Origin of the sequence: Rhizobium sp. Root1203, assembly GCF_001424945.1 — a bacterium.
In the GTDB taxonomy this organism is placed as follows: domain Bacteria; phylum Pseudomonadota; class Alphaproteobacteria; order Rhizobiales; family Rhizobiaceae; genus Rhizobium.
In genome coordinates, this window is the sequence record NZ_LMCW01000034.1 from 61,697 (window position 1) to 87,656 (window position 25,960).

At 59.3% G+C, this 25,960-nt stretch carries 26 protein-coding genes; 7 read left to right on the forward strand and 19 right to left on the reverse strand.

Annotated elements, in window-relative coordinates; all coding sequences use genetic code 11:
* Positions 1 to 163: 163 nt before the first annotated feature.
* The gene (locus ASC97_RS24640) at positions 164 to 448 is read right to left on the reverse strand and encodes a DUF982 domain-containing protein (RefSeq protein ID WP_057470963.1); all 285 of its coding nucleotides are present in this window, start codon (positions 446 to 448) and stop codon (positions 164 to 166) included.
* Between the two features lie 407 nt (positions 449 to 855).
* Here ASC97_RS24640 and ASC97_RS24645 point away from each other — a divergent pair, with 407 nt between their 5' ends.
* Positions 856 to 1,212 (forward strand): hypothetical protein, encoded by a 357-nt coding sequence (locus tag ASC97_RS24645; protein WP_057470964.1) that lies wholly within the window; start codon positions 856 to 858, stop codon positions 1,210 to 1,212.
* The gene (locus tag ASC97_RS36385) at positions 1,212 to 1,463 is read left to right on the forward strand and encodes a DUF982 domain-containing protein (RefSeq protein ID WP_057470965.1); all 252 of its coding nucleotides are present in this window, start codon (positions 1,212 to 1,214) and stop codon (positions 1,461 to 1,463) included. Before ASC97_RS24645 ends, ASC97_RS36385 begins: the two co-directional genes overlap by 1 nt.
* A 472-nt stretch (positions 1,464 to 1,935) precedes the next feature.
* Here the strand turns inward: ASC97_RS36385 and ASC97_RS24655 are convergent, their stop codons facing one another.
* The 9 genes from ASC97_RS24655 to ASC97_RS24695 all read right to left on the reverse strand — a co-directional run bounded on the left by ASC97_RS24655 (position 1,936) and on the right by ASC97_RS24695 (position 12,647).
* The gene (locus tag ASC97_RS24655; protein WP_057470966.1) at positions 1,936 to 2,451 is read right to left on the reverse strand and encodes a DUF992 domain-containing protein; all 516 of its coding nucleotides are present in this window, start codon (positions 2,449 to 2,451) and stop codon (positions 1,936 to 1,938) included.
* 303 nt (positions 2,452 to 2,754) lie between these two features.
* A complete protein-coding gene (locus ASC97_RS24660; protein WP_057470967.1) occupies positions 2,755 to 2,961 on the reverse strand; it encodes a CsbD family protein in 207 nt (68 codons plus the stop codon).
* Between the two features lie 147 nt (positions 2,962 to 3,108).
* The gene (locus tag ASC97_RS24665; RefSeq protein WP_057471132.1) at positions 3,109 to 6,138 is read right to left on the reverse strand and encodes an alpha-mannosidase; all 3,030 of its coding nucleotides are present in this window, start codon (positions 6,136 to 6,138) and stop codon (positions 3,109 to 3,111) included.
* A gap of 128 nt (positions 6,139 to 6,266) precedes the next feature.
* Positions 6,267 to 7,322, reverse strand: coding sequence for an ABC transporter ATP-binding protein (locus tag ASC97_RS24670; RefSeq protein WP_057470968.1), 1,056 nt, complete (start codon positions 7,320 to 7,322; stop codon positions 6,267 to 6,269).
* Between the two features lie 23 nt (positions 7,323 to 7,345).
* Positions 7,346 to 8,200, reverse strand: coding sequence for a sugar phosphate isomerase/epimerase family protein (locus ASC97_RS24675; protein ID WP_057470969.1), 855 nt, complete (start codon positions 8,198 to 8,200; stop codon positions 7,346 to 7,348).
* 33 nt (positions 8,201 to 8,233) lie between these two features.
* Positions 8,234 to 9,475: an ROK family transcriptional regulator gene (locus ASC97_RS24680; protein ID WP_057471133.1), complete on the reverse strand. Its 1,242-nt coding sequence runs from the start codon at positions 9,473 to 9,475 to the stop codon at positions 8,234 to 8,236.
* A 37-nt stretch (positions 9,476 to 9,512) separates the two neighbouring features.
* The gene (locus ASC97_RS24685; protein ID WP_057470970.1) at positions 9,513 to 10,355 is read right to left on the reverse strand and encodes a carbohydrate ABC transporter permease; all 843 of its coding nucleotides are present in this window, start codon (positions 10,353 to 10,355) and stop codon (positions 9,513 to 9,515) included.
* Complete coding sequence (locus tag ASC97_RS24690; RefSeq protein ID WP_057470971.1) at positions 10,352 to 11,281, reverse strand: carbohydrate ABC transporter permease; 930 nt, start codon at positions 11,279 to 11,281, stop codon at positions 10,352 to 10,354. Before ASC97_RS24690 ends, ASC97_RS24685 begins: the two co-directional genes overlap by 4 nt.
* Before the next feature lie 67 nt (positions 11,282 to 11,348).
* Positions 11,349 to 12,647 carry an extracellular solute-binding protein gene (locus ASC97_RS24695; RefSeq protein ID WP_057470972.1) on the reverse strand — a complete coding sequence of 433 codons (1,299 nt, stop codon included), beginning with the start codon at positions 12,645 to 12,647 and terminating at the stop codon, positions 11,349 to 11,351.
* A gap of 273 nt (positions 12,648 to 12,920) precedes the next feature.
* Between ASC97_RS24695 and ASC97_RS24700 the strand changes: the two genes are divergently transcribed.
* On the forward strand, positions 12,921 to 13,967 hold the full coding sequence (locus ASC97_RS24700; protein ID WP_057470973.1) for a Gfo/Idh/MocA family protein: 1,047 nt from the start codon (positions 12,921 to 12,923) through the stop codon (positions 13,965 to 13,967).
* Positions 13,968 to 13,999: 32 nt separating this feature from the next.
* On the opposite strand, the gene ASC97_RS24705 is transcribed toward ASC97_RS24700, so the two are convergent.
* The 6 genes from ASC97_RS24705 to ASC97_RS24730 form a co-directional block, all read right to left on the reverse strand.
* Positions 14,000 to 15,142: an ROK family transcriptional regulator gene (locus ASC97_RS24705; protein WP_057470974.1), complete on the reverse strand. Its 1,143-nt coding sequence runs from the start codon at positions 15,140 to 15,142 to the stop codon at positions 14,000 to 14,002.
* A gap of 141 nt (positions 15,143 to 15,283) precedes the next feature.
* Positions 15,284 to 16,105, reverse strand: coding sequence for a carbohydrate ABC transporter permease (locus ASC97_RS24710; protein ID WP_057470975.1), 822 nt, complete (start codon positions 16,103 to 16,105; stop codon positions 15,284 to 15,286).
* Positions 16,102 to 16,974 (reverse strand): carbohydrate ABC transporter permease, encoded by an 873-nt coding sequence (locus ASC97_RS24715; RefSeq protein ID WP_057470976.1) that lies wholly within the window; start codon positions 16,972 to 16,974, stop codon positions 16,102 to 16,104. The genes ASC97_RS24710 and ASC97_RS24715 overlap by 4 nt, the downstream gene beginning before the upstream one ends.
* 55 nt (positions 16,975 to 17,029) lie before the next feature.
* Positions 17,030 to 18,361, reverse strand: coding sequence for an ABC transporter substrate-binding protein (locus ASC97_RS24720; RefSeq protein WP_057470977.1), 1,332 nt, complete (start codon positions 18,359 to 18,361; stop codon positions 17,030 to 17,032).
* 48 nt (positions 18,362 to 18,409) lie between these two features.
* The gene (locus ASC97_RS24725) at positions 18,410 to 19,921 is read right to left on the reverse strand and encodes a putative N-acetylmannosamine-6-phosphate 2-epimerase (RefSeq protein ID WP_057470978.1); all 1,512 of its coding nucleotides are present in this window, start codon (positions 19,919 to 19,921) and stop codon (positions 18,410 to 18,412) included.
* Positions 19,922 to 19,989: 68 nt separating this feature from the next.
* Positions 19,990 to 20,733, reverse strand: a complete 744-nt coding sequence (locus tag ASC97_RS24730) for a GntR family transcriptional regulator (protein ID WP_057470979.1) — start codon at positions 20,731 to 20,733, stop codon at positions 19,990 to 19,992.
* A gap of 373 nt (positions 20,734 to 21,106) precedes the next feature.
* Here ASC97_RS24730 and ASC97_RS35970 point away from each other — a divergent pair, with 373 nt between their 5' ends.
* The 3 genes from ASC97_RS35970 to ASC97_RS24735 all read left to right on the forward strand — a co-directional run bounded on the left by ASC97_RS35970 (position 21,107) and on the right by ASC97_RS24735 (position 21,918).
* Entirely contained in the window at positions 21,107 to 21,238 is a 132-nt protein-coding gene (locus ASC97_RS35970; RefSeq protein WP_274534174.1) for a hypothetical protein, read from the forward strand.
* 72 nt (positions 21,239 to 21,310) lie between these two features.
* Positions 21,311 to 21,526, forward strand: coding sequence for a hypothetical protein (locus ASC97_RS36390; protein ID WP_443216779.1), 216 nt, complete (start codon positions 21,311 to 21,313; stop codon positions 21,524 to 21,526).
* A gap of 32 nt (positions 21,527 to 21,558) precedes the next feature.
* Positions 21,559 to 21,918 (forward strand): hypothetical protein, encoded by a 360-nt coding sequence (locus tag ASC97_RS24735; RefSeq protein WP_057470980.1) that lies wholly within the window; start codon positions 21,559 to 21,561, stop codon positions 21,916 to 21,918.
* Positions 21,919 to 21,974: 56 nt separating this feature from the next.
* Here the strand turns inward: ASC97_RS24735 and ASC97_RS24740 are convergent, their stop codons facing one another.
* Both ASC97_RS24740 and ASC97_RS36395 read right to left on the reverse strand, forming a co-directional pair.
* Positions 21,975 to 22,391 (reverse strand): MarR family winged helix-turn-helix transcriptional regulator, encoded by a 417-nt coding sequence (locus ASC97_RS24740; protein ID WP_057470981.1) that lies wholly within the window; start codon positions 22,389 to 22,391, stop codon positions 21,975 to 21,977.
* A gap of 303 nt (positions 22,392 to 22,694) precedes the next feature.
* Positions 22,695 to 22,871 (reverse strand): hypothetical protein, encoded by a 177-nt coding sequence (locus ASC97_RS36395; RefSeq protein ID WP_443216775.1) that lies wholly within the window; start codon positions 22,869 to 22,871, stop codon positions 22,695 to 22,697.
* Between the two features lie 90 nt (positions 22,872 to 22,961).
* Between ASC97_RS36395 and ASC97_RS24750 the strand changes: the two genes are divergently transcribed.
* Entirely contained in the window at positions 22,962 to 24,776 is a 1,815-nt protein-coding gene (locus tag ASC97_RS24750; protein WP_244481584.1) for a chloride channel protein, read from the forward strand.
* Positions 24,777 to 24,830: 54 nt separating this feature from the next.
* Here the strand turns inward: ASC97_RS24750 and ASC97_RS24755 are convergent, their stop codons facing one another.
* The gene (locus ASC97_RS24755; protein WP_274534175.1) at positions 24,831 to 25,730 is read right to left on the reverse strand and encodes a DUF6030 family protein; all 900 of its coding nucleotides are present in this window, start codon (positions 25,728 to 25,730) and stop codon (positions 24,831 to 24,833) included.
* Positions 25,731 to 25,960 lie beyond the last annotated feature (230 nt).

Consider the following 25,960-nt stretch of genomic DNA (forward strand, 5'->3'; position numbering starts at 1 on the left):
TCCCAACCCGTTGGAGACATATGGAGCCACTATGCTTAACGCCACATGAACGTATTTGGCTTGTCCCCGGGCACGCGACAGCCGTCGCCTGCTTGCGTGGACTGAGCCATGTTCCGGCAGACGCGGAAGTCAGGTGAGGAGATGCAGGACAAGTATAAGAGCGCTAGCCTGCCTTCTTCGCTTCTTCCATATCATCGGGGAGCACATGCATGCCCGCCGCATGTGCCGCGGCGACGAACGCCGCGCGAGCGGTTTTAGCGTCGGTGTAAAACTCAAGGGCCTCCAACGATGTCACGAGAGCACGATTAAACGACGGGCCCTTTGGGCCTGTCCAGGTGGCGCTTAGAAGCATTGCAGCAAGGTCCTCGACGGTTTCAGCTTGCCGATACCTGGCGATGCCTTCGATCTCAACGTGAAGAGGGGCAATGGGAATACGAGTACCATCCATGACGCTTTGCCTTCTTGACATGCCGCGAATCACTAGATGGCGGGTGATTCGCTTTCGTCCAGATTGACTTTGCGAAATGGGAGGAACAAAAATCGAACGTTAGCGAGACGACCGGAAAGTCACTCTGGATGTCGATTGAGAGTCACACAAAAGCGCCTGGCGCAAATGTCCACATCGAACATCTGTGCTGCATTGAGGGGTGCGACAAGTGGGGAGGCTTCGGCTTCGCTTCGGCGACCACGGGGGAGACGCTCTGGTGGTGCTGGGAGCATTATCCGCACAAGCCGGCGAAAAGAAAAGCTGGCTGATCCCCGATCAGGAAATGGGTCCGTCGCGCGGTGCTGGCACACGTCACGGCGAGGGGAACCAACCTTCTCGACATGGGTTTTCCTTCTAAGGAGAACCAAATGTTCGTCACGGTCTTTCAATACGAGGCAGGATCCTTTGCCAGAGTCGACGACGGCTCGGCTGCGAACGGTGCGCGGCTCTCCTTGAAGAGGAGATTTCTGATGGCCGAACGCAAAAACTACCTCGATACCGACGAGATGCCAGGGGACGACCTCCTGCCGCCGCCATCTATCGATACCGACCCGGGAGAAGACGAGCATTCAGAGCCCGGCATCGATGAGCGGAGTAAGCGCCCGAAGAGTGATGCAAAAGCTCGCGAAGGCGTTGAGGGCGTGCCGGATCTGGATCTGCCGGAGAGTGCCCACCCGGACGATCTACTGCCCCCGGTCGTCACGAGCCCGACTGAGGGTACGTGATGCATACGAAGAAATGGAGCAGGCCGATCTCGTATGCGTCTCCGCAAACAGGCGAGTTCAAAACAATTGGAAGCGCTAACGAAGCTATCGCGGTCCTGCGTGAGAAATGGCCTGTCGCCAAAGGAAGACACCTCCAGGACGCTCAAAAAATATGCCTCGAAGTTCTTGAGGGAAAGCGACCGCCCGCTGAAGCAAGGCGAGCATTCATTGCTGCAGCGGTGGAAGCCAATCTCTTCGTCAAGGAGAAATAGCATGCCACCTCGAGCCACAGGTGATGAATGGTTAAATCCCCTCCCCTCAGAAATGAATTGAATCCACAATCGGCACAGAGGGCGAGTTTATCAGTCGCACCTGCCACACCACCCAGCAAGCGGGTCCGCACTAGGCGGTTCGAGAAGTTGAGTTACGAGAGCCGGGGTAGGCCCCCTGATCAAACCCTGACAGGGTCAGTACGACATTGAGGAGAATGCCGCTATCGCGCCACCACCCTTTGGTCACAACAGCTTCGCGGTTACATGCCCGCTCGCGCTGGAAGCTCCGGTTCCTGTTCATCAGCCCGCAGTTTCGATCCACGCTTCCTCCCCACGGTCAGTCACCCTTCCGCGGTTGCGCTTCACTTCGTTCGCAGTGACCAGCTTACGGTGGGACTTGCGCCCACAAGACCGCGCCCATGGCGGACGCACATATGAAAAGCGGCGACCAGACGGTCGCCGCTTTGACAGGTTAACGCACGCGCTGAAGCTGCAGACGAGACACGCCTGCCGCGATGTTCAGGCCGGTGCCCGCTTCGGTGCTGAGGGGCTGCAGGGCGAAGTTCTTGCTGTTGCCACCCACCAGCGCGTTTGCTCCAAGTCCAACGCCGACCGAGGCAGCGGCAGAAGCACCGACATAGGTGCCGGCAAGAGCGCCGTCACCGACGCGGGTGGGTGCGTTATTCAGGACCACCCAGCTCAGATAGGTCTTGCCTGTAACGCCGACGTCAACTCCGAGTTTGCCGATCTTGCCAGCATAGCGCTCGATCCTTCCGGACCGCTGCTTGAAGGTGCAATCTACCGACTTGCTCGAACCGATGATGAGCCCGACGCCCCCGGCGACCTCACAGGACAATGTCCCAAGACGCTGCCTGGGTTCAGCGACGACCTGGGTGGAACGCATGCTCTGCTTATGGGTGGTGGCAGCGTTGGCAACCGGGATCACGGCGACAGAGAGGGCCGCAGCCAGGAGAAAAATCTTGTTCATGGAGTTTCCTTTTTTTAGTTCGGGGCTGATCTTTAACGCGCCCAAAGCCAGTTCGTTCATTCCGGAGAGCCACGCGGCCGCTGGGTGGCGCCAACCTGACCGCAAAAGGCGTATACGTCCGAACGGGACCCGCCTGAAAACTTGGGTCCACTGAATGTGAAGCTTTGCGACCGCCCTCGGGACCGCGCGAGCGCGCTTTGGAAGTCATGCATTTCCCGCAATCGAAAGCCCGCCGGCAAAGCGGGCCTCCATTCGTTTTAACAATCCGGTGCGGAGATAGCGTCCGTCAAGGACGTTCAACAGTTAGTGCCAGGTCTGCCTGCCGTACCAGTCGTCAATATCTGTTCTGGCCCGGTCTCTCTCCAAGCCATAGCGCTCCTGGATCTTGCCTTCCAGTTGTTCGCGCTTGCCGTTGATCTGGTCAAGGTCGTCATCGGTGAGTTTGCCCCACTGCTCCTTGACCTTGCCCTTCATCTGCTTCCAGTTCCCTTCAACGCGATTCCAGTCCATTGGTTTTGCTCCTTTATTCGCTGCCATACGAGAATAACGACTGGAGAAGACCGGAGTTCCGAACATAAATCTGGCAGCGTCGATGGAACCAATTCGCGTGTGTCGCTTCGCAAATTCGTCGCCTCGACCACGCTGGTCGGGACCGTCTTATCGATGCTGCAGCCTCCAGGTGCGAATTTCAAACGGCATGATCTCGGCCGGACCTTGTCTCTGCATGGGCTCTTCGAGAATGTTCAGAGGATCCGAGAGCGTCCAGCCGTCCGGTCCCTTAAGGACCAGGTCGCCCCGACGTCCCGCGGGTTCGTAGAGACGCGCGACCAGGCCATTGCCCTCCTCCGCAGGTTTCAGACCGGAAAGCGCGACAGGAACACCTTCAACGACAATCGGCTGGACTGAGCCCGGAGCGAGCCCCGTTGCCTCACTGCAGACGAGCGGCTGGTTGAGATCGATTGCCTCACCGAGAACCCCTCCCTCGTGCCACGTGCCTTCATGCGGCATCAGGGCGTAGGTGAAACTCTGCTCGCCTTCGTCGGCCAGAGGATCCGGATAAATAGGTGCACGCACCAGGCTCATGCCAATCTCGTTGCCGCGAGCGCTGTGTCCGTATTTCGCGTTGTTCAGCAGTGCGACACCGAAACCGGGCTCACTCAGATCGACGAAGCGATGAGCCACCGCCTCAAACATCGCCTGGTCCCACGATGTGTTCGTGTGCGTCGTCCGCTCGATTACCCCAAAGGCGCATTCGAACGTGGCTGTCCGAGACTTCACGGCAACTGGATTGAGAGTGCGGAGCATTGTGCGTCGGTCATGCCAGTCGATTGTCGTCTCGATGTCGAGGCGCCTGGCATTGGCGGTCAGTACATAGGTCTGGGTCACGCTCGAGTCTCGGTAGCGGTAGGTCACGCGGATTGCCGCGCGATGAAGCCCACTTTCGACGAGCGCTATGCTTTCAGGCCTGTCCAAACGAATGCCTTTCTCGGCATAGTCGGCGTCGACATCCCAGGCGTCCCAGTTGCGCGGTTTGTCGATTGGATACACCCAGAGCTGGTTTGCCGAGCCGTCCAGCGCTTCGCGGCCGGTGGCCTTGTGAACCAGACTGGATACTGCGCCATCCTTGCCGATTTCCACCGAAAGATAGGCGTTCTCAAGAGAATACGCTCCCGCTTTCAATTCGCTTGCGGGCCGGAGCGTGGCGCGGTCGAAAACCGCAACCGAAAGCGGCGCGACCGTATCCCCCGTCGAGAGCACTGTGCCATCCGCCAGCTTGACGTTTAGCGGCTGGCCGCAAAGCGACGGATTCACGGCTACCACGGCATTGGCGATGCTCCCCCTGGAAAGCTTCGATATCAGCGCTGCCAAGGCCCTGTCCTGTTCGGCCCCGGCGTTTTCGAGCACGCCTCCAAGCTCCCGCTCGGCGTCCACATAAACCTCGCGGATACTGGAGCCCGGCAGGATGTCATGGAACTCGTTCTTCAGGACGATGCGCCAATCCGCCTCAAGGCTCCGTGGCGCATCGCCACCGATCAGATGGGCCAGAGAAGCGAGCGTTTCCGCGGTGATCAACCCGCGCTCTGCCTGGCGATGCATTCGCTTGACGCCGCTCTGCGTGGTCAACGTCGCACGGTGCAGTTCGAGATAGATTTCGCCGTCCCACACAGGCAGGTCCTTCTCGGCAGCCGTCCTATGCGCGGTTTCATAATACGTCTTGACGGTGCCCCAGCGCGCCTGCGGAATGGCCGGGAAGTCGCGAAGCTGCACTTCGCGCTCGACCATCTCCGGTGTCACGCCCCCGCCGCCATCACCGTACCCAACCGCAAGCAGCGATGTCTGGTGTTGCGTCTTTCCGCGGAAATTCTTCCAGGTCGGCACGAAGCAATCCGGCCGCACGAAGCCGTTGTAGCCCTGCATCGGATTGTCGAATGTGTGGGTCAGAACCTTGCTGCCGTCGAGACCCTTCCACCAGAAGAGATCCGACGGAAAGCGGTTCGTCTCGCTCCAATTCACCTTGATGGTAAAGAAGCTGTCGATACCACCGAGACGGAGGATCTGCGGAAGTGCTCCGGAAAACCCGAAGCAATCCGGCAGCCAGCAAACGGTATGTCGCGTGCCGAACATCTTCTCGAAGTAGCGCTGACCGTAGAGCACCTGGCGGGCGAGGCTCTCGCCGGTCGGCATATTGGTGTCGGGCTCGACCCACATGCCACCGACCGTTTCCCATCTGCCCTTTTCAACCTGCTTCTTGATGCGCTCCAGAAGCTCGGGATCGTCTTCCTCCATTTGTGCGTAATAGTGTGCCGTCGACTGGTTGAACCGGAAGTGGTCGGACCGCTCCATCAGGGACAACGCCGTATTGAAGGTGCGCCGCATTTTCCGACGTGTCTCGTCGTAAGGCCAGAGCCAGGCGAGGTCGATATGCGCATGGCCTGACAGCATCAATTCGCCATTCGGGGGGAACCGCTTCTGCAATTCCCGCAACTGCGCCGTCAGTGTCTCGAAGGCAGCGCCGGCCAATGCGCTCTGCCCGCTTGTCAGGCCAGCGGGGCGTTCCTCAAGCTCTGGCAGCTGCCAGATTTTCTGCTGATATTCTGCGCCGGATGTGCGGGAGATATACGCCGGCGTGGCCGATGGCCAGTCGAGGCTGCGAAGCGCAGATTCCGCCACCTCCAACAGATGCGGAATCACCTCATGGTCGCCCAGGGCTTCGATTGTCTCGGCGACCTGACGCAGGAGGAGGTGCAGGCGGTGCACCGGCAGGTCCAGCCACGCCAGCCTTGCGCGGTTGAGCTTCGGATAACGATTGGGTTCGCCGAAGGGAAACCGTGCCACGCTGTCGGTCGTGATCGAGAAATCACGGTCTTTTACCTCGAACTCCTGGTGATAGGGATCCAGACCGAAGGTCTCGGACCGACCGTCCTGATAGGAAAGTGTGATCAGGCTTTCGCCGCCGAGATCCAGCTGAAGACGGATATCCTCGAGTGGCCACTCTTCAGGCGCCTGGGCCATCACGGCAAAATGCACAACGCCCTCTTTGCGCGGCCAATCCTCTCGATGGGCGATAGGCTTGCCGTTGAAGGTCCAGCCGTCGATCTCGATAGTGTCCCTGTTTCGCCAGTGGGCAAGTTCAGCGGTACGAACCTTAAGGCGATCGAGACGCTGAGAAATTGTCAAATGCTGCATGACGGGTGTCCTGTCTTTGCATATTGCGGCCATTGACCGTCTCAGCGGTCGTGACCTTCAAGGGTTAGGCGTTGTGCGACGATATCGGAGGCCACCAACTGGTGCCGGCTGTTGCCGCATCCGCAATGTCAGTGGCTGTTTCCCGGCACGATCCGATCACCTTTCTCATCGAAGAGATGAATGGCCGAGGTGATTGGGGAAACGCGCAGCGTATCCCCGGGATTGAGGCTGATCCTTTCGCGAAACACGCAGGAAAGCGTCTGCTCGCCAAGGCGTGCAATCACGAATGTTTCAGAACCCGTTGGCTCCAATACGACGATATCGACCTCGATACCTTCAGGATCCAGAAGGAGGTGCTCTGGCCTTATTCCGTATATGTCCGCGTTTGCCGGCTTGAAACCGGCCGGAAGGACGGCTCCGTGCTCCGTCCGGAAACCATCCGGCGTCATGTGTCCCTTGATGAAATTCATCGCTGGCGAACCGATGAAGCCGGCAACGAAAAGGTTCTTCGGCCGGTCGTAGAGATCGAGCGGCGATCCCGATTGTTCGATGCGGCCGTCGCGCATGACAACGATCTTGTCTGCCATCGTCATTGCCTCGATCTGGTCGTGCGTCACATAAATCGTCGTCGTTTTCAGCCGCTGGTGCAGCTCCTTGATTTCGGAGCGCATCTGCACGCGCAACTTCGCATCGAGATTGGACAGGGGTTCGTCAAACAGGAAGACCGCCGGGTCGCGCACGATCGCCCTGCCCATCGCGACACGCTGGCGCTGGCCGCCGGACAGCTGCTTGGGATATCGCTCCAAAAGGCTTTCGAGACCAAGAATGCGAGCCGCCCTGTCGACCCGCGCGGCTATATCGGTCTTGGGCATGCGTTTCAGGCGCAAGGAAAACCCCATATTCTGGGCGACGGTCATATGCGGATAGAGCGCGTAGTTCTGAAAGACCATGGCAATGTCGCGATCCTTCGGGGCAAGTTCATTGACGACATGCTTGCCGATCCGGATCTCACCGTCGGTTATGCCCTCCAGCCCGGCGATCATCCTTAGGAGGGTAGATTTGCCGCAACCGGAAGGGCCAACCAAAATGACGAACTCGCCGTCTCCGATGTCGACCGAGACGCCCTTGATCGCCTTGAAGGCGCCGTAGTTCTTGCGCGCATTGCTAACCGATACATTCGCCATTGCAGTTCTCCCTGATTGCCCTGTCAGATCGCCTTCAGCACGTCGCGCAGATAGGCAAGGCCAAGCCGTTCGCCTTCCTTGCGTGCGTCGAGATCCTTGCCCGGCCACCCGTAGGCCGCGTCCTCGTGTTCGATCGAAACCGTGCCGTCGAAGCCGTATGAGCTTGCCTGGCGCAGAAATCTCTGCCAGTCGAGCAAGCCCTTGCCGGGCAATTTGTATTGCCACCATCCCTTTCCGTGATAGCCGACCGCCTGCTGAATCCGAGGGTCGATCGCCGTATCCTTCGCATGCAGGATGGCGATGCGGTCTTTCACATCCTCCAGCGCCTTGTAAGGATCTATGCCGAGGCGGATCAGATGTGAGGGGTCGAATTCCAGTCCGAAGCGCGGGCTCGCAATACGTTTGAAGAGCTCCTGCCACCCCTGAGGGGTGGTACCGACAAAATTGTCTTTCGGGCCTGGCCAGTTCTCTATGGCGAAAATCAATCCGTTCGCCTCAGTTTTGGCAATCAGGCGATTGGCGTAGTCGGCAAAATCGTCGTAGTTGGCCTCGTCGCTCACCGTGTCGTCGCGCCCCGGGAAAATGACGAACACCGGCACCTCGGCCTCGCCTATCGCATGCGCGAAATCGGCGGTTTTGCGTCGCAATTCCTCCCGCCGGCCGGGCTCTGAATCGAGCTGGTTGCCGAAAAAAGTAATCGACGAGACGAACAGACCGCGTTCGCGCGCGATTGCGACGGCGCCAGCCACGCGCTCGGGCGACTTGATATGGCCGCCCACGTCGATCTCGATCGCGTCAAAGCCCTCAGCGGCAGCGAAATCCGCCACCTCCTCGAAAGGCCGGTCGTTGAAGGTCGACGTATAGAATCCAACTTTCATATCAGTTTCTCCTCAATCCGGTCGCCGGCTGGGTCAGGCATTCATCCTGTCCATGAATTTGAGCGGTGAGCGGGTGCGTTGTTCGGGATTGGCGGATGCGAGCATCAACGCGGCGGCCATCGGCATGACCGCGCCGCCGAGTGCCGAGGCATCCTCCATGAGGGATGCGCGGTGGATCGACGGCAGATCGGGATCCGTGCCTTGAAGATGCTCGTGGGTGTAGCGCAGCAGTTCGTCGATCATGCGCACCGGAAGCCGGCCGCCGACAAGCACTGCATCGGGATCGACGATCATGCCGATATGCGTCACCGCTTCGGCGACATAGACGCTCATTTGCTTCAGCCACCGTGAAACGAGGGCCCTGCCGGTTGCGTCTAGGGCAAGCAGGTCCTGCGGACGGGATGCCCGAACGCCGTTCTTGCCAAGATAGTCGTAGAGGAAAAATAGAGAGAATATTTCCCCGAAGAGTTCCACTCTGGTGGCTTCCGGTTTCGCGGGGTCAACGGTGGGAAGCCAGCCGATCTCCCCACTCAGACCCATGGCACCGCGATGACCGTTGCCGTCCAGGACGAGGCCACCACCCATGCAGGCGTTGATCGCAATGTAGAAGAAACTGCTGCTCTCCGTGCCAAGGCCGTATTCCAACTCCGCCAATGCCGCGGCATTGGTCTCGTTTTCGATGTAGACCGGATGGTCGGTCAGGCTCTCGAGCGCCGCACGTACGTCGAATGTGGTCCAGGCCTGATATCCTGGGGGCTTTCCGAGGAACGCGATCTCCCCCAACCAGTCTGGAACCGCCAGGCCGATGCCAGCAAGCCGGGCATCGTCGATCAGCCGGCTGCGCTGGAAATGCGAAATGGCGTCCGAGGTCAGCTCGATGAACTCATCCGGCAGTATGAACGGTTTCTCGTGGTGGACCCGACCGCGGACATTGCCGACCGCATCGACCGCCACAATCGTCAGATGGTCACGGTCGATGTTCACGCCAATCGAAAAACAGGCGTCCGGATTGATTTCCAGCTCGATTGCCGGCTGACCCCTGAGGCCATGACGGCGGCGCGCCTCGATGATGAGGCCCGCATCCAGGAGCCTGTCGACGATACGCGCGATCGCTGGCTTGGTGAAACCCGTCTGCCGGGCGACCTCGGCCCTTGAGATCGGCGCCTGACGATGGATGCACCGCAAGACGATGGCACGGTTGTGCTCGCCTGCATCCTCGACATTTGCCCCTGACAGATCTGCAAAATCATGATTGTCGCGTGGTTGCCGCGTCATTGAAACCTCGTGCCGTTTTTCCATCCTGTCCTCAATGTCAGCCTTTGACGGCTCCGCTCGTCATGGCGCTCAGAATGAGCCGCTGCAAGGACAGGAAGGCGACAATCGCAGGTACCACGGAGATCAGACAAGCCGCCGCCAGCAATTGCACCGATGAATCCGTCTGCATCCCCCTGAAGTTGAAGATGCCGACACCGATCGGCATCAGGTTGTTCTGGGTGAGGAGGAGGAAGGGAACGAGGAACTGGGACCAGCCGGCGATCACGGTGATAATGAACACCGAAGCAATGCCCGGTGCTGACAATGGAAGCACGATCCGCCAGAACACCGAGAAGCGGTTGCATCCATCGATCATTGCAGCCTCGTCGAGGCTGCGCGGGATACCGTCGACCGTGCTCTTCAAAAGCCAGGTCGCCAATGGCACACCGAGCGCCACGTAAACCATCACCACCGAAAAATGAGTGTCGAGCAGTCCAAGGCGGTTCATGTAGCGGTAAAGGGGAACCATGATGACAAGCGGCGAAATCATCTGGAAGAGCAGCAGACCCATCATCGAGAGTCCCTTGCCGCGGAAGTGAAAGCGGGAGAAGGCGTAGGCGGCCGGCAGGGCTACGATCAGCACGCCGAAGCCACTGAGCGCTGCGAGCTTCAGGCCGTTCCAGAGATAAATCGGGAAGTAGCTGTTGGTGAGTACCGTGATGAAATTGTCGAAGGTCGGGTTGTTCGGAATGTAGCGTGCCACACCACGATAGATTTCCCGCCGGTCGCGCATCGCCAGCGACAGAAGATAGGATAATGGGCCTGCGAAGAAGACAAACATCACGACCATGAAAAGGTAGCTGAGGAGGTCTCCGAAACGGCTTCCTGTTCTGGCACTCATTGTTCTTCCTCCTTGGGCAGAAACGAGGCATAGACGAAGGCGAGACCGAGGCTGATCAGCAGCATCAGCACTGACAAGACGCTGCCCCCGGAGAGATCGTAGTTCCTGAAGACAATGTTGAAGACGTAGAGCGAAATCACCTCTGTTGCCCGCCCCGGTCCGCCGCCCGTCAGCGTGATGATGGCGTCGAAGGTGTTGAGCGTCATGATGGTGATGAGGATCATGTTGACGAGAATCGCCGCGCGCAGCTGCGGCAGTGTGACGAAGGCAAACTGCTGCGAGGACGTGGCGCCGTCCACTTCTGCAGCTTCGTAGAGCGAGGGATCGATGGCTTTCAGCGCCGCATACATCACGACCATGGAAAAAGCCGTTCCGCGCCAGATGTTGGATATCAGCGCCGACCAGGGCGCGATAGAAGGGTCGGAGAGCCACGCGACGGTCGGCATATGCATGAGGCGAAGGATGCTGTTGAGCGCGCCGTAAGGGGCTTCGGAAAACAGCATCTGCCAGATGATGCCGCCGGCAATCCCTGGCACGACCCAGGCGACGAGTGCAGTCGTGCGTAGGATCGTCGTGCCGAACAGGCCACGCTTTTCGCCGCGGACCACGACGACGGCCACGGCAAGTCCGAGTATCTGCTGGCCGACGACGCTGCCGCCGACGAAAATCAGTGTCGCCCAGAGAATATCGGGCAGCTGCGGAGAGGTCAGCGCATTGTATATCGAACTGAACGTATATTGCTGATTGTCACCGATCAGCGTGGCGTTTGTGAAGGACAGGCGGAAGACGTCGAGCACGGGATAAAGATAGAAAATCCCGATAACGACGATGGCGGGCAGCATCCACGGCAGCGGGGCGCCTGCGAAACTGCGCATGAACGATCTGCGATGAGGCGAACTCGCGGCCTCCATTGCGATTGGGCTCATAAGGCTTCTCTATCCGGATTTTGATGGTCATTGGCGGCGCCTTTCGGCGCCGCCGCGATCGCAAGGACTAGAGCCGCTTGTAGGCCTCCATTGTCGCATTGAATGCGGCATTCAGTGCCTCTTCAGGCTGTTTGGTGCCTGACAGGACATCACCCATCATAATCTGGATCTGATTGGATATCTCCGGATAGATGGGAGCACCGGGACGCGCCTGGCCATCGGTGAGCGCTTGGGCAAAGACCTTGTTGGCGTCCGTGGCAAAGACCGGATACTTGTCAAAGAGCGACTTGCGTGTCGGCAGCTGCTGCTGCAGGGCGTTGGCCGGGCCCATGTAGACTTCGCGTGCAAGGTTGGCGCACATCTCGACTTTCTCCTTGTCCTTGCTGAACGAGGCGATTGTCCAGCCACCCGTGCCAGTCGAACGCTGGTCTGCGGTCGGCCCAGGAATCGGTGAGAAGGTCCAGTTGTTGAAATCGTTCTCATCGAGGGTAGCTTTGAGCTGGGCATATTGCCAATTGCCGCCGATGAATAGGGCCGACGTGCCCGCCGCGGCCGCGGCATTGAGGTCGTCGTAGTTGGCGATGGTAGTCACGCGTTTCGGGGCGGCGCCGGAATCGACTAGATCCTTGTAATAGCTGAGAGCCTTGAGGAATTTCTCCTTGTTCTCGCCTTCGCCAAAGACCGGCTTGCCGGAATCGTCGACCAGCTTGCCGCCGAGGGCCCAGTAATTGGCAAGCCAATCGAACGTTGCCCCCTCATACCGGCCGCCATTGAAAAGCACGCCCTCCATGCCCTGTTGGACGGAGGACAAAGCCGCCTTTTTCAGATCGTCCCAGGTCTGCGGCGCATCGGGAACGATCGACTTGTTGCGATAGAGGACACGCAGGTCGGTATCCCACCACCAGGCGCGGACCGTGCCATCCTTATCGGTAATGCCGTCGCGGATGAAGGGAAAGAGATCGGCGACTTCGTCCTTGGTGAAATAGGGGGTGAAGTCGGCGAGCACATGATTGACCATGAACTGGGACAGCACGAAGGAATCCACGGCTGCGCAATCGGGCGCATTTCCGGCCTTGGCCTGCTCGAGCATCTTCGCCTGCTCGGTCCCGATATCGGCGGACATGAACTGAAGCTGCAGCTTCCAATCCGGATATTTCTTGATGAAGTCGACGAAGATCTTCTGATAGCCCTCGGCAATCGCCGGATCGGCATTATTCGGGCTGTCGTTTGTCAGCCTGACGACAAGCGACTTTGGCGCTTCCGCTAGGCCGATCCTGTCCTTTGCAGCCAGTTCCTGAGCTGACGCGGTGTGCATTGAGAATAACGCAGTGCTCAGCGCAAGTGCGCTGACAATAGCTCTGATCATGATGGGTCTCCTCCCCATTTTGAACGAATGCAGCCTGGCAGTCTGTTGACCTATCCTCATTTCCATGCTGCAGTGATTAGATTAAGTAACTTTGATTTCCTGTCAAGCATGAACGTGGAGGAGCGGATCATGGCGGTTTCCAACACCAGCTAACCGGGGCAGACAGATCCGGATTTCCAGTTTGAAATGAGGGTGCCGCGACTTCCGCGGCGGCTGCGAATAGCTGCGCCGTCGCGTCGCGGCGGCCGATTTCCAACGTCCATGGAGGATTTCATGCGTTTACTAATTCTCGGTACCGGCGGCATGGCCAACCAGCATGCGGCAAATTTCAAAGCCATCGAAGGCGTGAGCGTCGTTGGTGGCGTGGATGTCGAACCTGAGCGTCTTGCAGCTTTCTGCACGGAGCACGGCATTGCTCATCAGTTCGGTTCTCTTGAGGATGCGCTCGCTTGGGGCGAATTCGATGCCGTCGCCAACGTTACGCCGGATCGAATCCACCATCCGACAACTCTTCAGGCAATCGCTGCCGGCAAGCACGTATTCTGCGAAAAGCCCCTGGCGACCGATGCGTCGAAAGCAATGGAGATGACCGAAGCAATCGAGCGCTCCGGCAAGGTCGGAATGGTGAATTTCACCTACCGGAACTCGCCTGCCCTGCAGAAGGGACGTCAAATGGTGCTGGCAGGCGAGATCGGCGCGGTGCGCCACGTCGAAGCCTCTCATCTGCAAAGCTGGCTCGTCGGCAATCACTGGGGCGACTGGAAGACCGAAAGCAAATGGCTGTGGCGCCTCAGCAAGAAACACGGCTCGAACGGCGCGCTGGGCGATATCGGCATCCACATCGTCGATTTCGCGTCATACGGTTCAGGGCTTGACGTCGCCCACGTCTTCGCGCGGCTCAAGACCTTCGACAAGGCGCCTGGGCATAGGATCGGGGAATACGATCTCGATGCGAATGACAGCTTCACGATGAATGTCGATTTCACCACCGGCGCAATCGGAACGATCCAGGCAACACGCACCGCGGCCGGCCAATTCGACCAGTTGCGGCTGCGTTGTTACGGTGAAACCGGCTCCATCGAGATGATCTACGACACAGGCAAATCAACCTTGCGCGCCTGCCTTGGCGAAGACGTGCACACCCGCACGTGGCGCGACATCCCCTTCGATCCGGTCGAAACGAATTATCAGCGCTTCGTCCAGGCCGTCAGGGCCGGGAAAACCCAAGAGCCATCGTTCCGCCGGGCCGCAAACATCCAGAAAGTCCTCGACAAGGCACTTGCCTCGGACGCGAGCCACAAGGACGAGGAATTGATTTAGAAAGTCTGCCTCGCGCTAATGGCAGGGACGCCCTAACCTGCCACCGGCGGCGGCAGCAACGTGTCGAGGAATGGCAGCAATGCCGCTCCGAGAGCGATGCCGCCGCCGCTGAAGCTTGCCGGTTTTATCGGCGAAATCCAAGGCGTGAGAAATGGCCGGGTGGTCGTGTCGCGGCGCTCGATCGACAACTGGTGGATCAAGGCTTCGACGATCCCCCGTGGTAGGCGTCCTCCGATCATGATTGTGCTGGGTGCCATGAAGCCAGCAATGGCGAGGATGGGATCGAGCAAGTGACCCGCCGCATCCTTGACCCACTTGCCCAGTGCCGGAGAAAACGCGATCTCTTCATCGGCGAGAACACGCATGAATTCGTCCTCGCCAATGATCGCCCTCAATGCCTGGAGGCCAACGACGCTGTCCAGACGAACATGGTCGGGGCCGGTCCGCATCGCACCGATGCTCCCTGCCCTTCCATGAACGCCCGAAAAAGGCACGCCGCGCACGAGGAACCCCGCCTGTATGTCGTCATCGATGATGATCATCGCCAAACCGCCCGCCGGAACGCCGGCACCGATCGTCCGCTCGGCAAGAACCGCCGCAACGCATTCGTTCTCGACCAGCACCCGCGTTCCCAAAGTATCGGCAACCGTGCGATCCAGCCCGACGTCCCATCCGTTGGCCGCAATGCCGACCCCGATGATCGGCTTTTTGGGCCGCCCGGCCTCCAAAATGCGGCCAACGGCCTCGGAAACCGCATCGACGGTCGAGCTCCCAACCGCCAAGTCAAGCCGTTTGCGAACCTGTCCGCTGAGATCGACGAGGACTGCCTCGACGCGGCCCGGCCGAAGGCGAAGCCCAACCGATAAAGCGCCGTCCGGTATCAGGGCAAACTCCGTCGAGGACGCCCCGCCACCGACGACACCGTTGCGGCGACACGAGCTGACCAACCCCTCTTTTGTCAGCCTGCCGAGGACATTGGTTATGCCGGGGCCCGTCAGGCCACAATGCACGCCAAGCTCCAGACGTGTCAGGGGCCCGTGACGGCGAATGGCCTCCAGGATGACGCGAAAATTCCGATCGGCAATTTCAAGCGAGCGCAGGCCGACCTTCTTGCCGAAGGCAGGTTCGGACGTCATAGTAACGGTGCGCCCCGGTCTCGATCGCAGGTGCCGCATGGTCTACTTTCTTCGATAGCGATCATGCGCTTTTGAACGATGCGGCCATCGACCACAATACCATTCTTCGATCCAAGAGCCTTCGCTGCGCCAAACATGCTGCCAAGGGACATGGAATATCGACGATGCCGCGCGTCCGGCCTAGCCTTTGACTGCGCCGGCGGTCATCGAGCCTGAGATCTGCCGGTACATCAGCAATCCAAGGACAGCGGGGGGTAGAGCGCTCAGGATCATCACTGCCGAGGCCGTGCCCCATTGAACGCCGCCACCGCTTGCAGCGAAGAAGAATGATGCGCCGACGGTGACGGGAACGGCCTTGTTGGTCGTCAGCATCAGCCCGAAGAGGAATTCATTCCACGCTGTTATGAAGCCGAAGATGAAAGTGGTCACCAGCGCCGGCCGCACGACCGGCCGAATGATGCTGATCATGATCTGCCACGAACTCGCGCCATCGACCCTAGCCGCCTCGTCCAACTCCAACGGCACATCTGAAATCGCATTGACGAGAATGACCAGAGCCAGCGGCGTGTTGACAATTGTAAGGATCAGGCCGAGCCCAAGCTGTGTGTCGAGCAGGCCTAGCCACTGATACATCATGTAGAGCGGGATCGCGAAAATGATCAGCGGGACGGCGCGCAGATTAACGACGATCGGCAGCAAGGTATGCTTGCCCGCCTCGCTTCTCGCGATCGCATAGGCCGCAGGAAATGCGAGCACGATCGCAAGCGCGGTGCCGATGAACGCGGCGACGGTACTGTTCCAGAGGTAGGAATAGATGTTGAAGCGATCGGTCTGCGTCAGAACGCGAAGGTAGTTTTCGAGTGTCGGCTGGCTGACCCACAAACCGGGATTGACTGAAAGCTCGCGCGCACTCTTGAACGAGGTAACGATCGTGACGATGATCGGAAAATTCATCGCAATTGCGGCGACGGCAAAGACGATCCAGCGGAGCGTGTTGATCATGCCTCCTTCCTCCTGAGGCCGGCCAGCCAGTTGAGGCCGTAGAGCACGGCGAGTGAAGCAAGGAAGAGGATAACCGATGCCGCGACAGCCTTGCCGATTGCGCCTTCCTTGAAGAACGCTTGATAGATGTAGATCGACAGCGACGTAGTCGACCCGCCGGCGCCGCTGCCGGTGAGCGCGTAGACATTGTCAAAGACGCGGAACCCATCGATGAAGCGGATGAAGAAGGCAATCACGAGCGTTGGCAGCATTAATGGCAATTCAATGAACCAAAGAACCTTCATCGCGGAGGCGCCGTCGAGCGCAGCTGCTTCGCGGACGTCCCCCGGGACGGCGACGTAGGCCATGTAGAACAGCAGGAAAGCAAATGGCGTCCATTGCAGCGTTTCGACGACGATCAGCGTCCAGAATGCGTGACCGATGTCCAGAAATGCCGGGCTGTCACCGAACCATTCGAAGAGATAATAGGGCACCGGCCCGGCAAACTCGTGCAGCACCAGGCGATACATCAGGCCGATCATTGCGGGCGCCACCATAAGCGGCAGCATCAGCGGCGCCATAAGCGCCGATCGCTTGGACAGGAGCGGCGCCAGGAAGATGGCGAGGAACAGGCCGACCAGGCACTCGATGAGCGCCGTCAGAACTCCAAATTGCAGGGAGAAGGAGATTGCCTGCCAGAAACCACGATCGGTGACCACCGCGAGGTAGTTTCCGACGCCACTCAAAGTCGGGCTTCGCAGCGTCTGGAAACTGACGGTGGAAACCGAATAGATGAGGTTGATGATCGCAGGAAATCCGAGGAACAGCAGCAGGAACCCCACGAGCGGCGTCAGATAGGCTCGTCCCTCGGCACGTTGTACAATAGCCATTTCAATCCGCCCAATGGGCCGGATGCCTTGCCGCAAGCAAGGCATCCGGCTGGTATCACTTCTTCAGAAGGTCCTGCATGCCAGCTTTGGTATGCGACAGCGCATCCTCGAGGCTCTGCTGGCCCGACCAGTAGCCGGTGAATTCCTTGGCCTGTAGGTCGTACACCGAGAGAGCGTTGGCTGAGGTCGCTCCATTCATGACGTAGCCGTATTTGCCGGCGAACTCGCCGAGCTTGACCAGGTCGGGGCGTTCCTTGGCGACCTTCGTGACTACTTCGGGCGCAAGGGCTGGAGAGCCGCCGCTGCGAGCATAAAGCAATGCGGCATCCTCGGTTGCCAGCCACTTCAGGAACTTGACGGCACCCTCCTTGTTCTTGGCATTCTTGTTGAGGCCGAGGCCAAGGCCGTGAATATGGTCGGCGCGGCCGTTCGGACCGGCCGGCGGTGCGACGACGCCGGTGACCTCCGCAACCGCGGGGGACTTCTCGGCATTGGTGAGGTCGGCGGCGGCAGCATTCCACTGCAGCGCTGTGGCGGCCTGGCCGGAACCGTATGCGGCGTTGGTCTCGGGATATTCGTAGCTCAGCGAATCCTTCGGCGAAGCGCCGGCGTCGTAGAGTTTCTTGTAGAGTTCCAGGCCGGTCTTGTAGGCGGCGGAATCGACCGTGACGTTGCCGTCCTTGTCCAGCCAGTCCGCGCCATAGGAACGTGGCAACGACTGGAACACCATCATGTTGAACAGGAGGTTCTTCATCTGCAGCACAGTGCCATAGCGCGTGGGGCTTTCGGAGTTGACCTGCTTTGAGAAGTAAAGCGCGGTCGCGGCCCAGTCGTCCCAGGTCCAGCTATCGGGGTCCTTGGGCTGTAGTTCCTTGCCGAGATATTGCTTCGATATCTCCGCATACTTCGCCTTCGCCGCCTCGTCCTTCATCAGGGCGTCGATAAGATCCTTGCGATAATACATGAAGTGCAATGACAAATCGGTCGGCACGCCATACTGCTTGCCGTCGAACTGCATCGTTTTCAGGACGGACTGGCCAAATGTCTTTTCGGCGTCGCTGCCGAGATCGATTGGCTCCATGTAGGCCGCATAACGGCCGATCGTGTATGTGGCGACCAGATTGATGTCGAAGGCGGTCGAGCCGGCGGCCATGTCGGCTTGCAGCTTGTCGTAAAAACCCTCGCGGTTGAAGAACAGAAGCTCGACCTTGTCGGCATCTGAAATGCCCGAAGTCGCATTGTATGCCTCGACGGTGGCGCGAAGCGCCGTTTCCTCCGAGCCACCCGGCCAGCCGAGAACGGTCACCGTCGCGTTCGAGGTCCCCGGAAGAGCAACGCTCGCGAGGAGCAACGCAAGGGCAGATAAAGACGTCCTGTTCAGTGTCATCGTAGTTCCCTCTCTCTTATTGTTACGCCAGTATGCATGTCTTCCGAACTATTCGGAGGCAAGACTTGCCACACCCACGATCCCCGCGTGACGGCCTAGCTTGGCGGCGACGAGGACGGGTGTCAGTCGGGCGTCGATGCCTTCAAGGCACTGACGCATCCGTTCGAGATAGCCGGCCGCAAGGCCGATGCCGCCGCCAATGACGATCTGCTTCGGATCGATCATCATCTGGATGTCGCGGCAAAGCGTTGCAGCACGGAACGCAGATTGCGAAACGATCGCTGTGGCCCATGCCTCGCCCTGGTTCGCTTGATCGAAGACTTCGGCAGCGGTCGCCTCATGTCCAGCCTTCCGGGCTTCCGCGGCGATCCAGCGGCCCGATGTCTGGTCCTCCAGAGGGGATTGACCCGCGGACGGGCCACGGATCAGGCCGAAATGGCCGGCGAGCCCTGCAAGCGGGCGACCATTGACCACAATGCCGCCGCCGATCCCCGTGGAGATTGTGAGGAACACCAGATCGCCGCCATCGCCTGCGCCGTACCTGTATTCTCCCCAGGCAGCCGCCTGTGCATCGTTGATCGCAAAGACCGGCTTGTCGAAAGCCGCGGTCGCCCTTTCGACGAGCGGATAAGCATCTGGAATGCCGAGCGTCGCGGGATTGAGTGCCGACCAGAGGCCATCCTGAACAAAGCCCGTCACCGCAATGCCGACACGAGAATAACGATCGGCCCATGGGCGAACTGCGTCGGCGATCAGGGCAAGCCATGTATCGGGACCGGTCTCCCGCACGGTCGGCACAGTGATCTCTTCGAGCACGTCGCGGCCCCTGACAAGCGCCGCCATCGTCTTCGTGCCGCCGATATCGACCGCAAGCACCGTTTGCAGGCCGAAGGCACCGTAGGCTTCGGCGATGGCATCGCGAAACCAGGAGGTCACATGTTCCGTACGGGTGATCGCCGAGCCGATGACGACTGCAAAGGCGCCGGCCCTGACGGCGGCGGCGGCCTGTTCCGTGGTGCGGATGCGGCCCTCAGCGATCACGTAGGGCGTCAGTGCCTGCATCGCAGATATCAAGGCGACATCCGGATCGACCGGCTCAGGTCCTCCGACATATCCGGAAAGCGTGGTCCCGACGAAGTCGGCTCCGGCCGCCAATGCATTGCGTGCATCATCGATGCTCGAGCAGTCGGCCATCGTCAGCTTGCCCTTGGCCTTGACGGCCTTCACCAGCTCCTCGATGGAAGCAGGGCGAACGCGATCCGTGGCATCAAAAGCAACGACATCGGCACCCGCGTCGGCCAAGGCTTCCGCATCGGCAATGAACGGTGTGATGCGCACGGGACTGTCGTCGAGATCGCGCTTGACGATGCCGATGATCGGTACGCTCACGAACGGGCGGACCGCCTTCACATAGCCTATGGATTCGATCCGCAATGCCTTTGCCCCGGCATCGACGGCGGCTCGGGCAAATCCGATGACGAATTCCGCCGTATCAGTCGGCCCCTCGGGAACCGGCTGGCATGAAACGATAAGGCGGTTCTTGATGTCGTCGCGCTGCAATGGTGGCACTCCATTTCAGCTTCACGATAAATGGAAAATACCAGATTACAACCAGTTTATAACTGGTATCATCGCTGCAACTCGAATACGAAGTCGTATACATCTCCCTTGTAACGGGTCTCGCAGTATTCCACGATCTGGCCGTCGCCAAGAAAGCATCGGCGCTCCGTCGTCAGCAACGGCGCCCCGGGCTCACAATGGAGATGCTGCCCATCCTCCGCCGAGGCTGCGCGCGATCGCATGCGCTGGATAGCTCGCTGCGGCAGAAAGCCTCGACCGTCCAACGCTTCGTAAAGCGAATTCTTGACCATATCGGGCGACGGCAGGAAACGAACAGGTACGGCTGAGATCTCAATGGCAATTGGCGCACCGTCAGCCGTGCGGATACGTTTCATGCGCAGGACACCGCTGTTGCCGGAAACGCCGAGAGCCATCATTTCGGTGGGCGACGGGCGGACTATCTGCTTGGAAAGCCATACACATCCCGGAACGAGCCCACGCGCGAGGAGGTCTTCAGAAAAGCTGGTAAGCGTGGCGAGCGACTTCTCGACGCGTGATCCGATTTCTGTTTTGAAGCCCTGGCGGCGATGGAGGAAACCCTCTTCCTCGAGCAGCGCGAATGCTTTGCGCACCGTCACCCTGGAAACAGAGAGCGTCTCGGCCAGCACGCGTTCACCAGGCAGGACAGCACCGGCCTTGACAGCATTCGACAGGATTGCCGCTTCGATTGCCGTCTTCAACCGCTTGTAGAGCGGCAGACCGGATCCTGTCCCTCCCAACTCCTTGCCGATCAAATCAATCAGCTCGCCCATTGCATGCCTCTCCTATGCTGACTTGCGGCCTAGCCTATTTTCTGCCAATCTGCCTGGACTTGTACTGGTATTATCGGCAAACGGCAAACTGTCTCTTCGCCAGCTGGATTTCCGGCCGGTCATCCTGATAAACCGCCAACTGGATGAAAGCGCAAATTTGGCCCAGTGTCGTGGGGATGGGTTTCAACATAGGTCGCCAACCGATCTCCCCCGGCATCCAGGCCCTTGGTCACGACCACCCACCGGCAAGAGATCGATCATCAGACCATTCAGGACATCGATGACCCATCCTATTCCAGGGCGGCTGCCGAAATCGGAACTCCTCAATCGATAACGCCGTTACAAGGCTGGAACTGGGCTTGTCGAGCTTCGGATGCGTGCCACCGGCGCGATCCATTTCCGCCAGGACGGCGCGGTCGAGCGGCGTACCGACCAAAAGAACGCCATGACCGCTATCCGTTGCCGGCACACCAAACGAAGTGCCCGCAACACCCGCAGCGAATGACTATTTCCTCGACGATCCCAATCCTTCGGCTATCTATAAAGGGGGAGGCAGAACGGGACTCGTAGCAGCAACATTGCCGCCATCGACGTTGATCACTGCGCTCGTGCATATCAATGGAACACAAGGGTCTTGTCGTACAAACCTGCGGACAATCAGTGGTCGGCCCTAGGGGACAACCCTTTCCTGCCCAACTGTGATTCAGCCATCGCAAAAAAGGATGACAATTTCGCGGTTGTCAGCGGCGAGATCAAGCCGGGCCTTCGAACGCCTGACGTGAAGTCACTTTGAGATAGACCAGGCGCGGGCAACCTGGGCACGCCTTGCCGACACCATCGGCGCACACCCGCCAGGAAGGGGTTTCAGGAGCATTCGCCGGGCAGATCGGTGAAACCTTGCTGGTTGCCGGCGGCGCCAATTTTGTCGGCGCCCAGGCGAATGCGGCTGCGGGAAAGTGGTTCGCTCATGAGGGGCTGCAAAAAAAGTGGCGCGATGAAATTTACGCGCTGAGAGAAGGACACTGGGATGAAATCGGTCGACTGCCGACTGGCATTGCCTATGGAGCGGCATTTGAGCTGCCGACGGGACTTCTGATCGTTGGCAGTGAAGATAGCTCTGGCAAGGCACGGGCCGACGTATTCCAGCTCAGCTTGATGGTGCAAACGGTCGCTCTCGAAGACTGAGAACGGAAAGGGCGGCGGCGTGGAGTAGCCGGTCGAACTGCTTTGATGCGCAATAGTTACGTCCCTAGGCGCTGAAGCAGCTCTATCAGTTCGGGTGCCATCTCGCGGATTTCCCTGAGATGGATCGAACTCAGCCTGACGAGGACCGCTTCTGCCTGGGCCGTCAGCTCCAACGTCTGCCTCCTCTTGTCCAGCGGATCGGTCCGTCGCTCGATCAGGCCCGCGGCGTTCAGTCGTCCGACGAGTTCGGTGGCACTGTGCGGCGCTATCATGAGACGATCGGCAAGTGCGCCTATCGTCATCGGCCCGGGACCGGGATGTCCCTTGACGGCGAGGAGCGCCTGATGCTGCTGTGTCGGAAGTCCTTCATTCTGGGCAGCGGATGTACTGAAGTCCATGAACCGTCGCAGCGTGAATCGCAGGTTTGCCAGGGTCTCATAGTCGCTCTGGCTCAATGGGTTCTTTTCTACCATTCGGGAAGAAACTCACTCAATTTTTGGCTTCCGCGGAGAGGCCGATCTTCGGGACTTCTGCAACTACGCCATCCAGGCGATCTTCTCCAGCTTTTGTCTGTCCCGAAGCATTCTAAGCGCCTGCATGAGTTCCGGAGCCATTTCCCGTATCTCATGCAGATGGGCACCGCTCAATTTCTCGAGAATCTCGTTCGCCTTGTGGCTTCCGGAGGCGTTCCTTTCGACCAACCCGGTTTGCGCCAATCGGTTGACCAGCGCTGTCGCGGAGAAGCCGATCCGCCAACATCCCAATCGTCATGCGCTTCATCGCCGGCAACCCTTTGATTGCAAGTAGCGCCTGATGTGTTGCTGGAGCGTTATGCCGAGCCTCTGCACCTCGATCGTGCTGAATTCCGTGAACTTGCGGAGCGCAAATCGCAAGTTGGCGAGGGCTTCGTAGTCGCCTGCGGAGAGGGTCTCGGTCTCCTCTTTCATCGTCATGGAAAGCTCCTCAGGAACGTTGTTGATTTATATCGTTATACGATATAATTGGATTGCGATCCTGCCATTTCAATCCAGACGGAGCGAGAATTGAACAAGCCTTCGATCGAGCGGAGATATCCGCAGCACGACTTCACCGGCGGCCTCGCCCGCAGGGAAGCCGGCGACTTCACGACAGACAAGCGCGTGCTGCTTCTGATGGGAATGGCGGCGATCGTCGGCACCGGCGGCGCGCTGGCCGCCTGGATTTTAGTCAGCCTCATCTCGCTGGTGACAAATGTCGTGTGGTTCGGAAATGTCAGTATCGAACCTTCATCGCTGGCCAACGCGCCGAGATCCGTCTGGATGGTCGCAATCCCGGCCATTGGTGGACTGGTCATCGGACTTATGGCGCGCTTCGGTTCGGAGAAGATCCGCGGACACGGGATTCCGGAGGCTATTGAGGCGATCCTGATCGGCGGCAGCCGGATGTCGCCGAAGGTCGCATTGCTGAAGCCGTTATCGTCGGCAATCTCGATCGGGACAGGCGGACCTTTCGGGGCAGAGGGTCCGATTATCATGACCGGCGGCGCAATCGGTTCACTTTTCGCGCAATTTTTCCACATGAGTTCCGCGGAGCGCAAAACTCTTCTGGTTGCTGGCGCTGCCGCCGGAATGACGGCGATATTCGGAACCCCCATTGCGGCGGTGATGCTCGCCGTCGAACTGCTGCTATTCGAATGGAAGCCACGCAGCTTTATCCCTGTCGCAGTTGCCGCCGCGGTTTCCATATGCTGGCGACCATTCCTCTTTGGCGACGGGCTTCTCTTCCCCACGAGCTTTCACGTTCATCTGTCGTGGTGGGGGATCCTTCTTTGTGCTTTGATGGGCATCGTCTCAGGTCTTCAGTCCGGACTGCTGACGACGTTGCTCTATAAGATCGAGGACGCGTTCGAACAGCTTCCCATCCATTGGATGTGGTGGCCGGCGCTCGGCGGCATCGTTGTCGGGCTAGGAGGACTGATCGAACCGCGGGCACTCGGCGTCGGATACGACATAATCTCGGACCTGCTCGGCAATCACATCGTCGCCAAGGCTGTGGTCGCAGTTCTCCTCGTCAAGGCAGGCATCTGGCTTGTTGCGCTGTCGTCGGGAACATCCGGCGGCGTGTTGGCGCCGCTACTCATTCTGGGCGGGGCACTTGGCTGGCTGGTCGGCCTCGTATTTCCTGGCGAACCGGGATTCTGGGCGCTGCTTGGCATGGCTGCGATGATGGGCGGCACGATGCGCGCACCCCTCACCGGCACCTTCTTCGCGTTCGAGGTTACCGGCGATTCAAGCACCCTAGTACCCTTGCTCGCTGCGACAGTCGCGGCGTACGCCGTCACGGTCCTTCTTCTTCGGCGCTCCATTCTTACCGAAAAAATCGCACGCCGCGGCCAGCACATCACCCGCGAATACGGCGTCGATCCGTTCGAACTCACGCGCGCGGGCGAAATCATGATCGAGGCGGTCGATACGCTGGCGTCGTCGATGACGGTTGCCGAAACCTGCGCCTTCTTCACCGGGCAGTCGAAAACTCATCGTCTTTACCCTGTAGTCGAGGACGACGGCAGGTTGTCAGGGGTCGTCTCCCGCGGCGACGTGCTCCGCTGGCAAGGCGACAGGGAACTGGCCGGCCAGAGTTTGGGGGAACGGGTATCCGATGCGTCGATCCCGGTTGGCCACCCCGGCGATACAGTCGGCTATATCGCCGATCTGATGCTCTCTGCCGACACCGGCCGGATCCCGATTGTCGATCCTGCGTCCGGCAAGCTGGTGGGGCTGATCGCCCGCAAGGATCTGTTGCGGTTGAGAAGCTCATTCAGGTCAACAGAGACGGACCGCCGTCCGTTCCTTGGAACTCGCCCTGCCGAGGCCAGATAGGTGCCACTCACGCTAAGGCGCGACAGGCCATCATGTCGGGAGGCCCATCCGCCGTCAGAGACGACTGGTCTTTCCGCTCGCCGCTTCTCGTTTCTGCGCCCGTTGGAAGATCGGCACAAGATCTCCTGAAATCAGGGGATCCGGTGCGGCCACCCAACGGTCGGACGAAAAATACGCCCTGGTCCGTGTCTGCGGGCCTGACGTCGCCGCAAGAACCAGCATGAAATTGAAGCTGTTTTCGCCGGCGGCTTGGCGCGTGAAGCTGAAATATGCGCCAAAGCGTTCGTATTCGACGTCGCGGAGGCTTCGGACCGAGACGAGTGTATCCTGGAAATCGCTCCAGCGCGCCTGGTCAACCAGGGTCTCGAAGATCCGCATGAGCGCGGGATCGAGGCGCCCCTCGCCATCTGTGCTGGGTCCGTTGATCTTGCCTCGAACCTCAAGGATATCGCCCCTCGCATTTCCTCGGATTTTGAGGAAGATCGAACTGAGGGGACGCGCCTCGTCCTGTGTGTAGATGCGCTGAAAATAGCATTCATGGCTGGTGCTGCGCATCGATGGGGCACGCCATTCCGTCATTTCGATGCCGGCCTCCCGGAGAGCCTTGCACATGTTCGGCCCCGTGACCCGCCAAATGCGCAAAAACTGACCTGCCAATTCAAACTTCGGAGCTTCGATGAGGCGGCGCGGTATCGAGAGTTCCGGCGTTGGAGAAGCAGGAGGCAACCCAGATGGCCGGACGGGAAGGCGAGATGTTCGGGCCTGTTCACTGGCGAACTGGTGTTCGAAGTGTCCGATGAGTTTTCGAAGATGGTCCATATCGTTTGAAAGCAGGGTGGTCCCCACAGCAATTGACAGAGACAAAGACAACACTATCCAGAGGACACCGCGAGAACTTCGCCCCAGTCGCGGCGTCTTCGCAAGCTTTTCGGTAGTCTCACCCACCAAATCCATCACCTTCGTGGCTTGATGCGAAGTTCACACTGCGACGAATAATGCTTCAATGGCTGCAGATAAGCAATCTGTTCACGAAACCGGCAGATTATGACTATGACGGCGCCAACATTTTCTGGTGCTATGTCCCCCGCGATTTTGTAACCACGATATCTGTGCTTGGCAGCCTGCGCTTCTTGCAACTTGACGATGTCTCCTGTGACGGGAGTTTTGATTATCGAAGGTGAAGG

Coding starts and splice junctions, on each gene's coding strand:
- ASC97_RS24640 (WP_057470963.1), bottom strand. CDS start 448: ATGGATGGTACTCGTATTCCCATTGCCCCTCTTCACGTTGAGATCGAA.
- ASC97_RS24645 (WP_057470964.1), top strand. CDS start 856: ATGTTCGTCACGGTCTTTCAATACGAGGCAGGATCCTTTGCCAGAGTC.
- ASC97_RS36385 (WP_057470965.1), top strand. CDS start 1,212: ATGCATACGAAGAAATGGAGCAGGCCGATCTCGTATGCGTCTCCGCAA.
- ASC97_RS24655 (WP_057470966.1), bottom strand. CDS start 2,451: ATGAACAAGATTTTTCTCCTGGCTGCGGCCCTCTCTGTCGCCGTGATC.
- ASC97_RS24660 (WP_057470967.1), bottom strand. CDS start 2,961: ATGGACTGGAATCGCGTTGAAGGGAACTGGAAGCAGATGAAGGGCAAG.
- ASC97_RS24665 (WP_057471132.1), bottom strand. CDS start 6,138: ATGCAGCATTTGACAATTTCTCAGCGTCTCGATCGCCTTAAGGTTCGT.
- ASC97_RS24670 (WP_057470968.1), bottom strand. CDS start 7,322: ATGGCGAATGTATCGGTTAGCAATGCGCGCAAGAACTACGGCGCCTTC.
- ASC97_RS24675 (WP_057470969.1), bottom strand. CDS start 8,200: ATGAAAGTTGGATTCTATACGTCGACCTTCAACGACCGGCCTTTCGAG.
- ASC97_RS24680 (WP_057471133.1), bottom strand. CDS start 9,475: ATGACGCGGCAACCACGCGACAATCATGATTTTGCAGATCTGTCAGGG.
- ASC97_RS24685 (WP_057470970.1), bottom strand. CDS start 10,355: ATGAGTGCCAGAACAGGAAGCCGTTTCGGAGACCTCCTCAGCTACCTT.
- ASC97_RS24690 (WP_057470971.1), bottom strand. CDS start 11,281: ATGAGCCCAATCGCAATGGAGGCCGCGAGTTCGCCTCATCGCAGATCG.
- ASC97_RS24695 (WP_057470972.1), bottom strand. CDS start 12,647: ATGATCAGAGCTATTGTCAGCGCACTTGCGCTGAGCACTGCGTTATTC.
- ASC97_RS24700 (WP_057470973.1), top strand. CDS start 12,921: ATGCGTTTACTAATTCTCGGTACCGGCGGCATGGCCAACCAGCATGCG.
- ASC97_RS24705 (WP_057470974.1), bottom strand. CDS start 15,142: ATGCGGCACCTGCGATCGAGACCGGGGCGCACCGTTACTATGACGTCC.
- ASC97_RS24710 (WP_057470975.1), bottom strand. CDS start 16,105: ATGATCAACACGCTCCGCTGGATCGTCTTTGCCGTCGCCGCAATTGCG.
- ASC97_RS24715 (WP_057470976.1), bottom strand. CDS start 16,974: ATGGCTATTGTACAACGTGCCGAGGGACGAGCCTATCTGACGCCGCTC.
- ASC97_RS24720 (WP_057470977.1), bottom strand. CDS start 18,361: ATGACACTGAACAGGACGTCTTTATCTGCCCTTGCGTTGCTCCTCGCG.
- ASC97_RS24730 (WP_057470979.1), bottom strand. CDS start 20,733: ATGGGCGAGCTGATTGATTTGATCGGCAAGGAGTTGGGAGGGACAGGA.
- ASC97_RS35970 (WP_274534174.1), top strand. CDS start 21,107: ATGCGTGCCACCGGCGCGATCCATTTCCGCCAGGACGGCGCGGTCGAG.
- ASC97_RS24740 (WP_057470981.1), bottom strand. CDS start 22,391: ATGGTAGAAAAGAACCCATTGAGCCAGAGCGACTATGAGACCCTGGCA.
- ASC97_RS36395 (WP_443216775.1), bottom strand. CDS start 22,871: ATGACGATGAAAGAGGAGACCGAGACCCTCTCCGCAGGCGACTACGAA.
- ASC97_RS24755 (WP_274534175.1), bottom strand. CDS start 25,730: ATGGATTTGGTGGGTGAGACTACCGAAAAGCTTGCGAAGACGCCGCGA.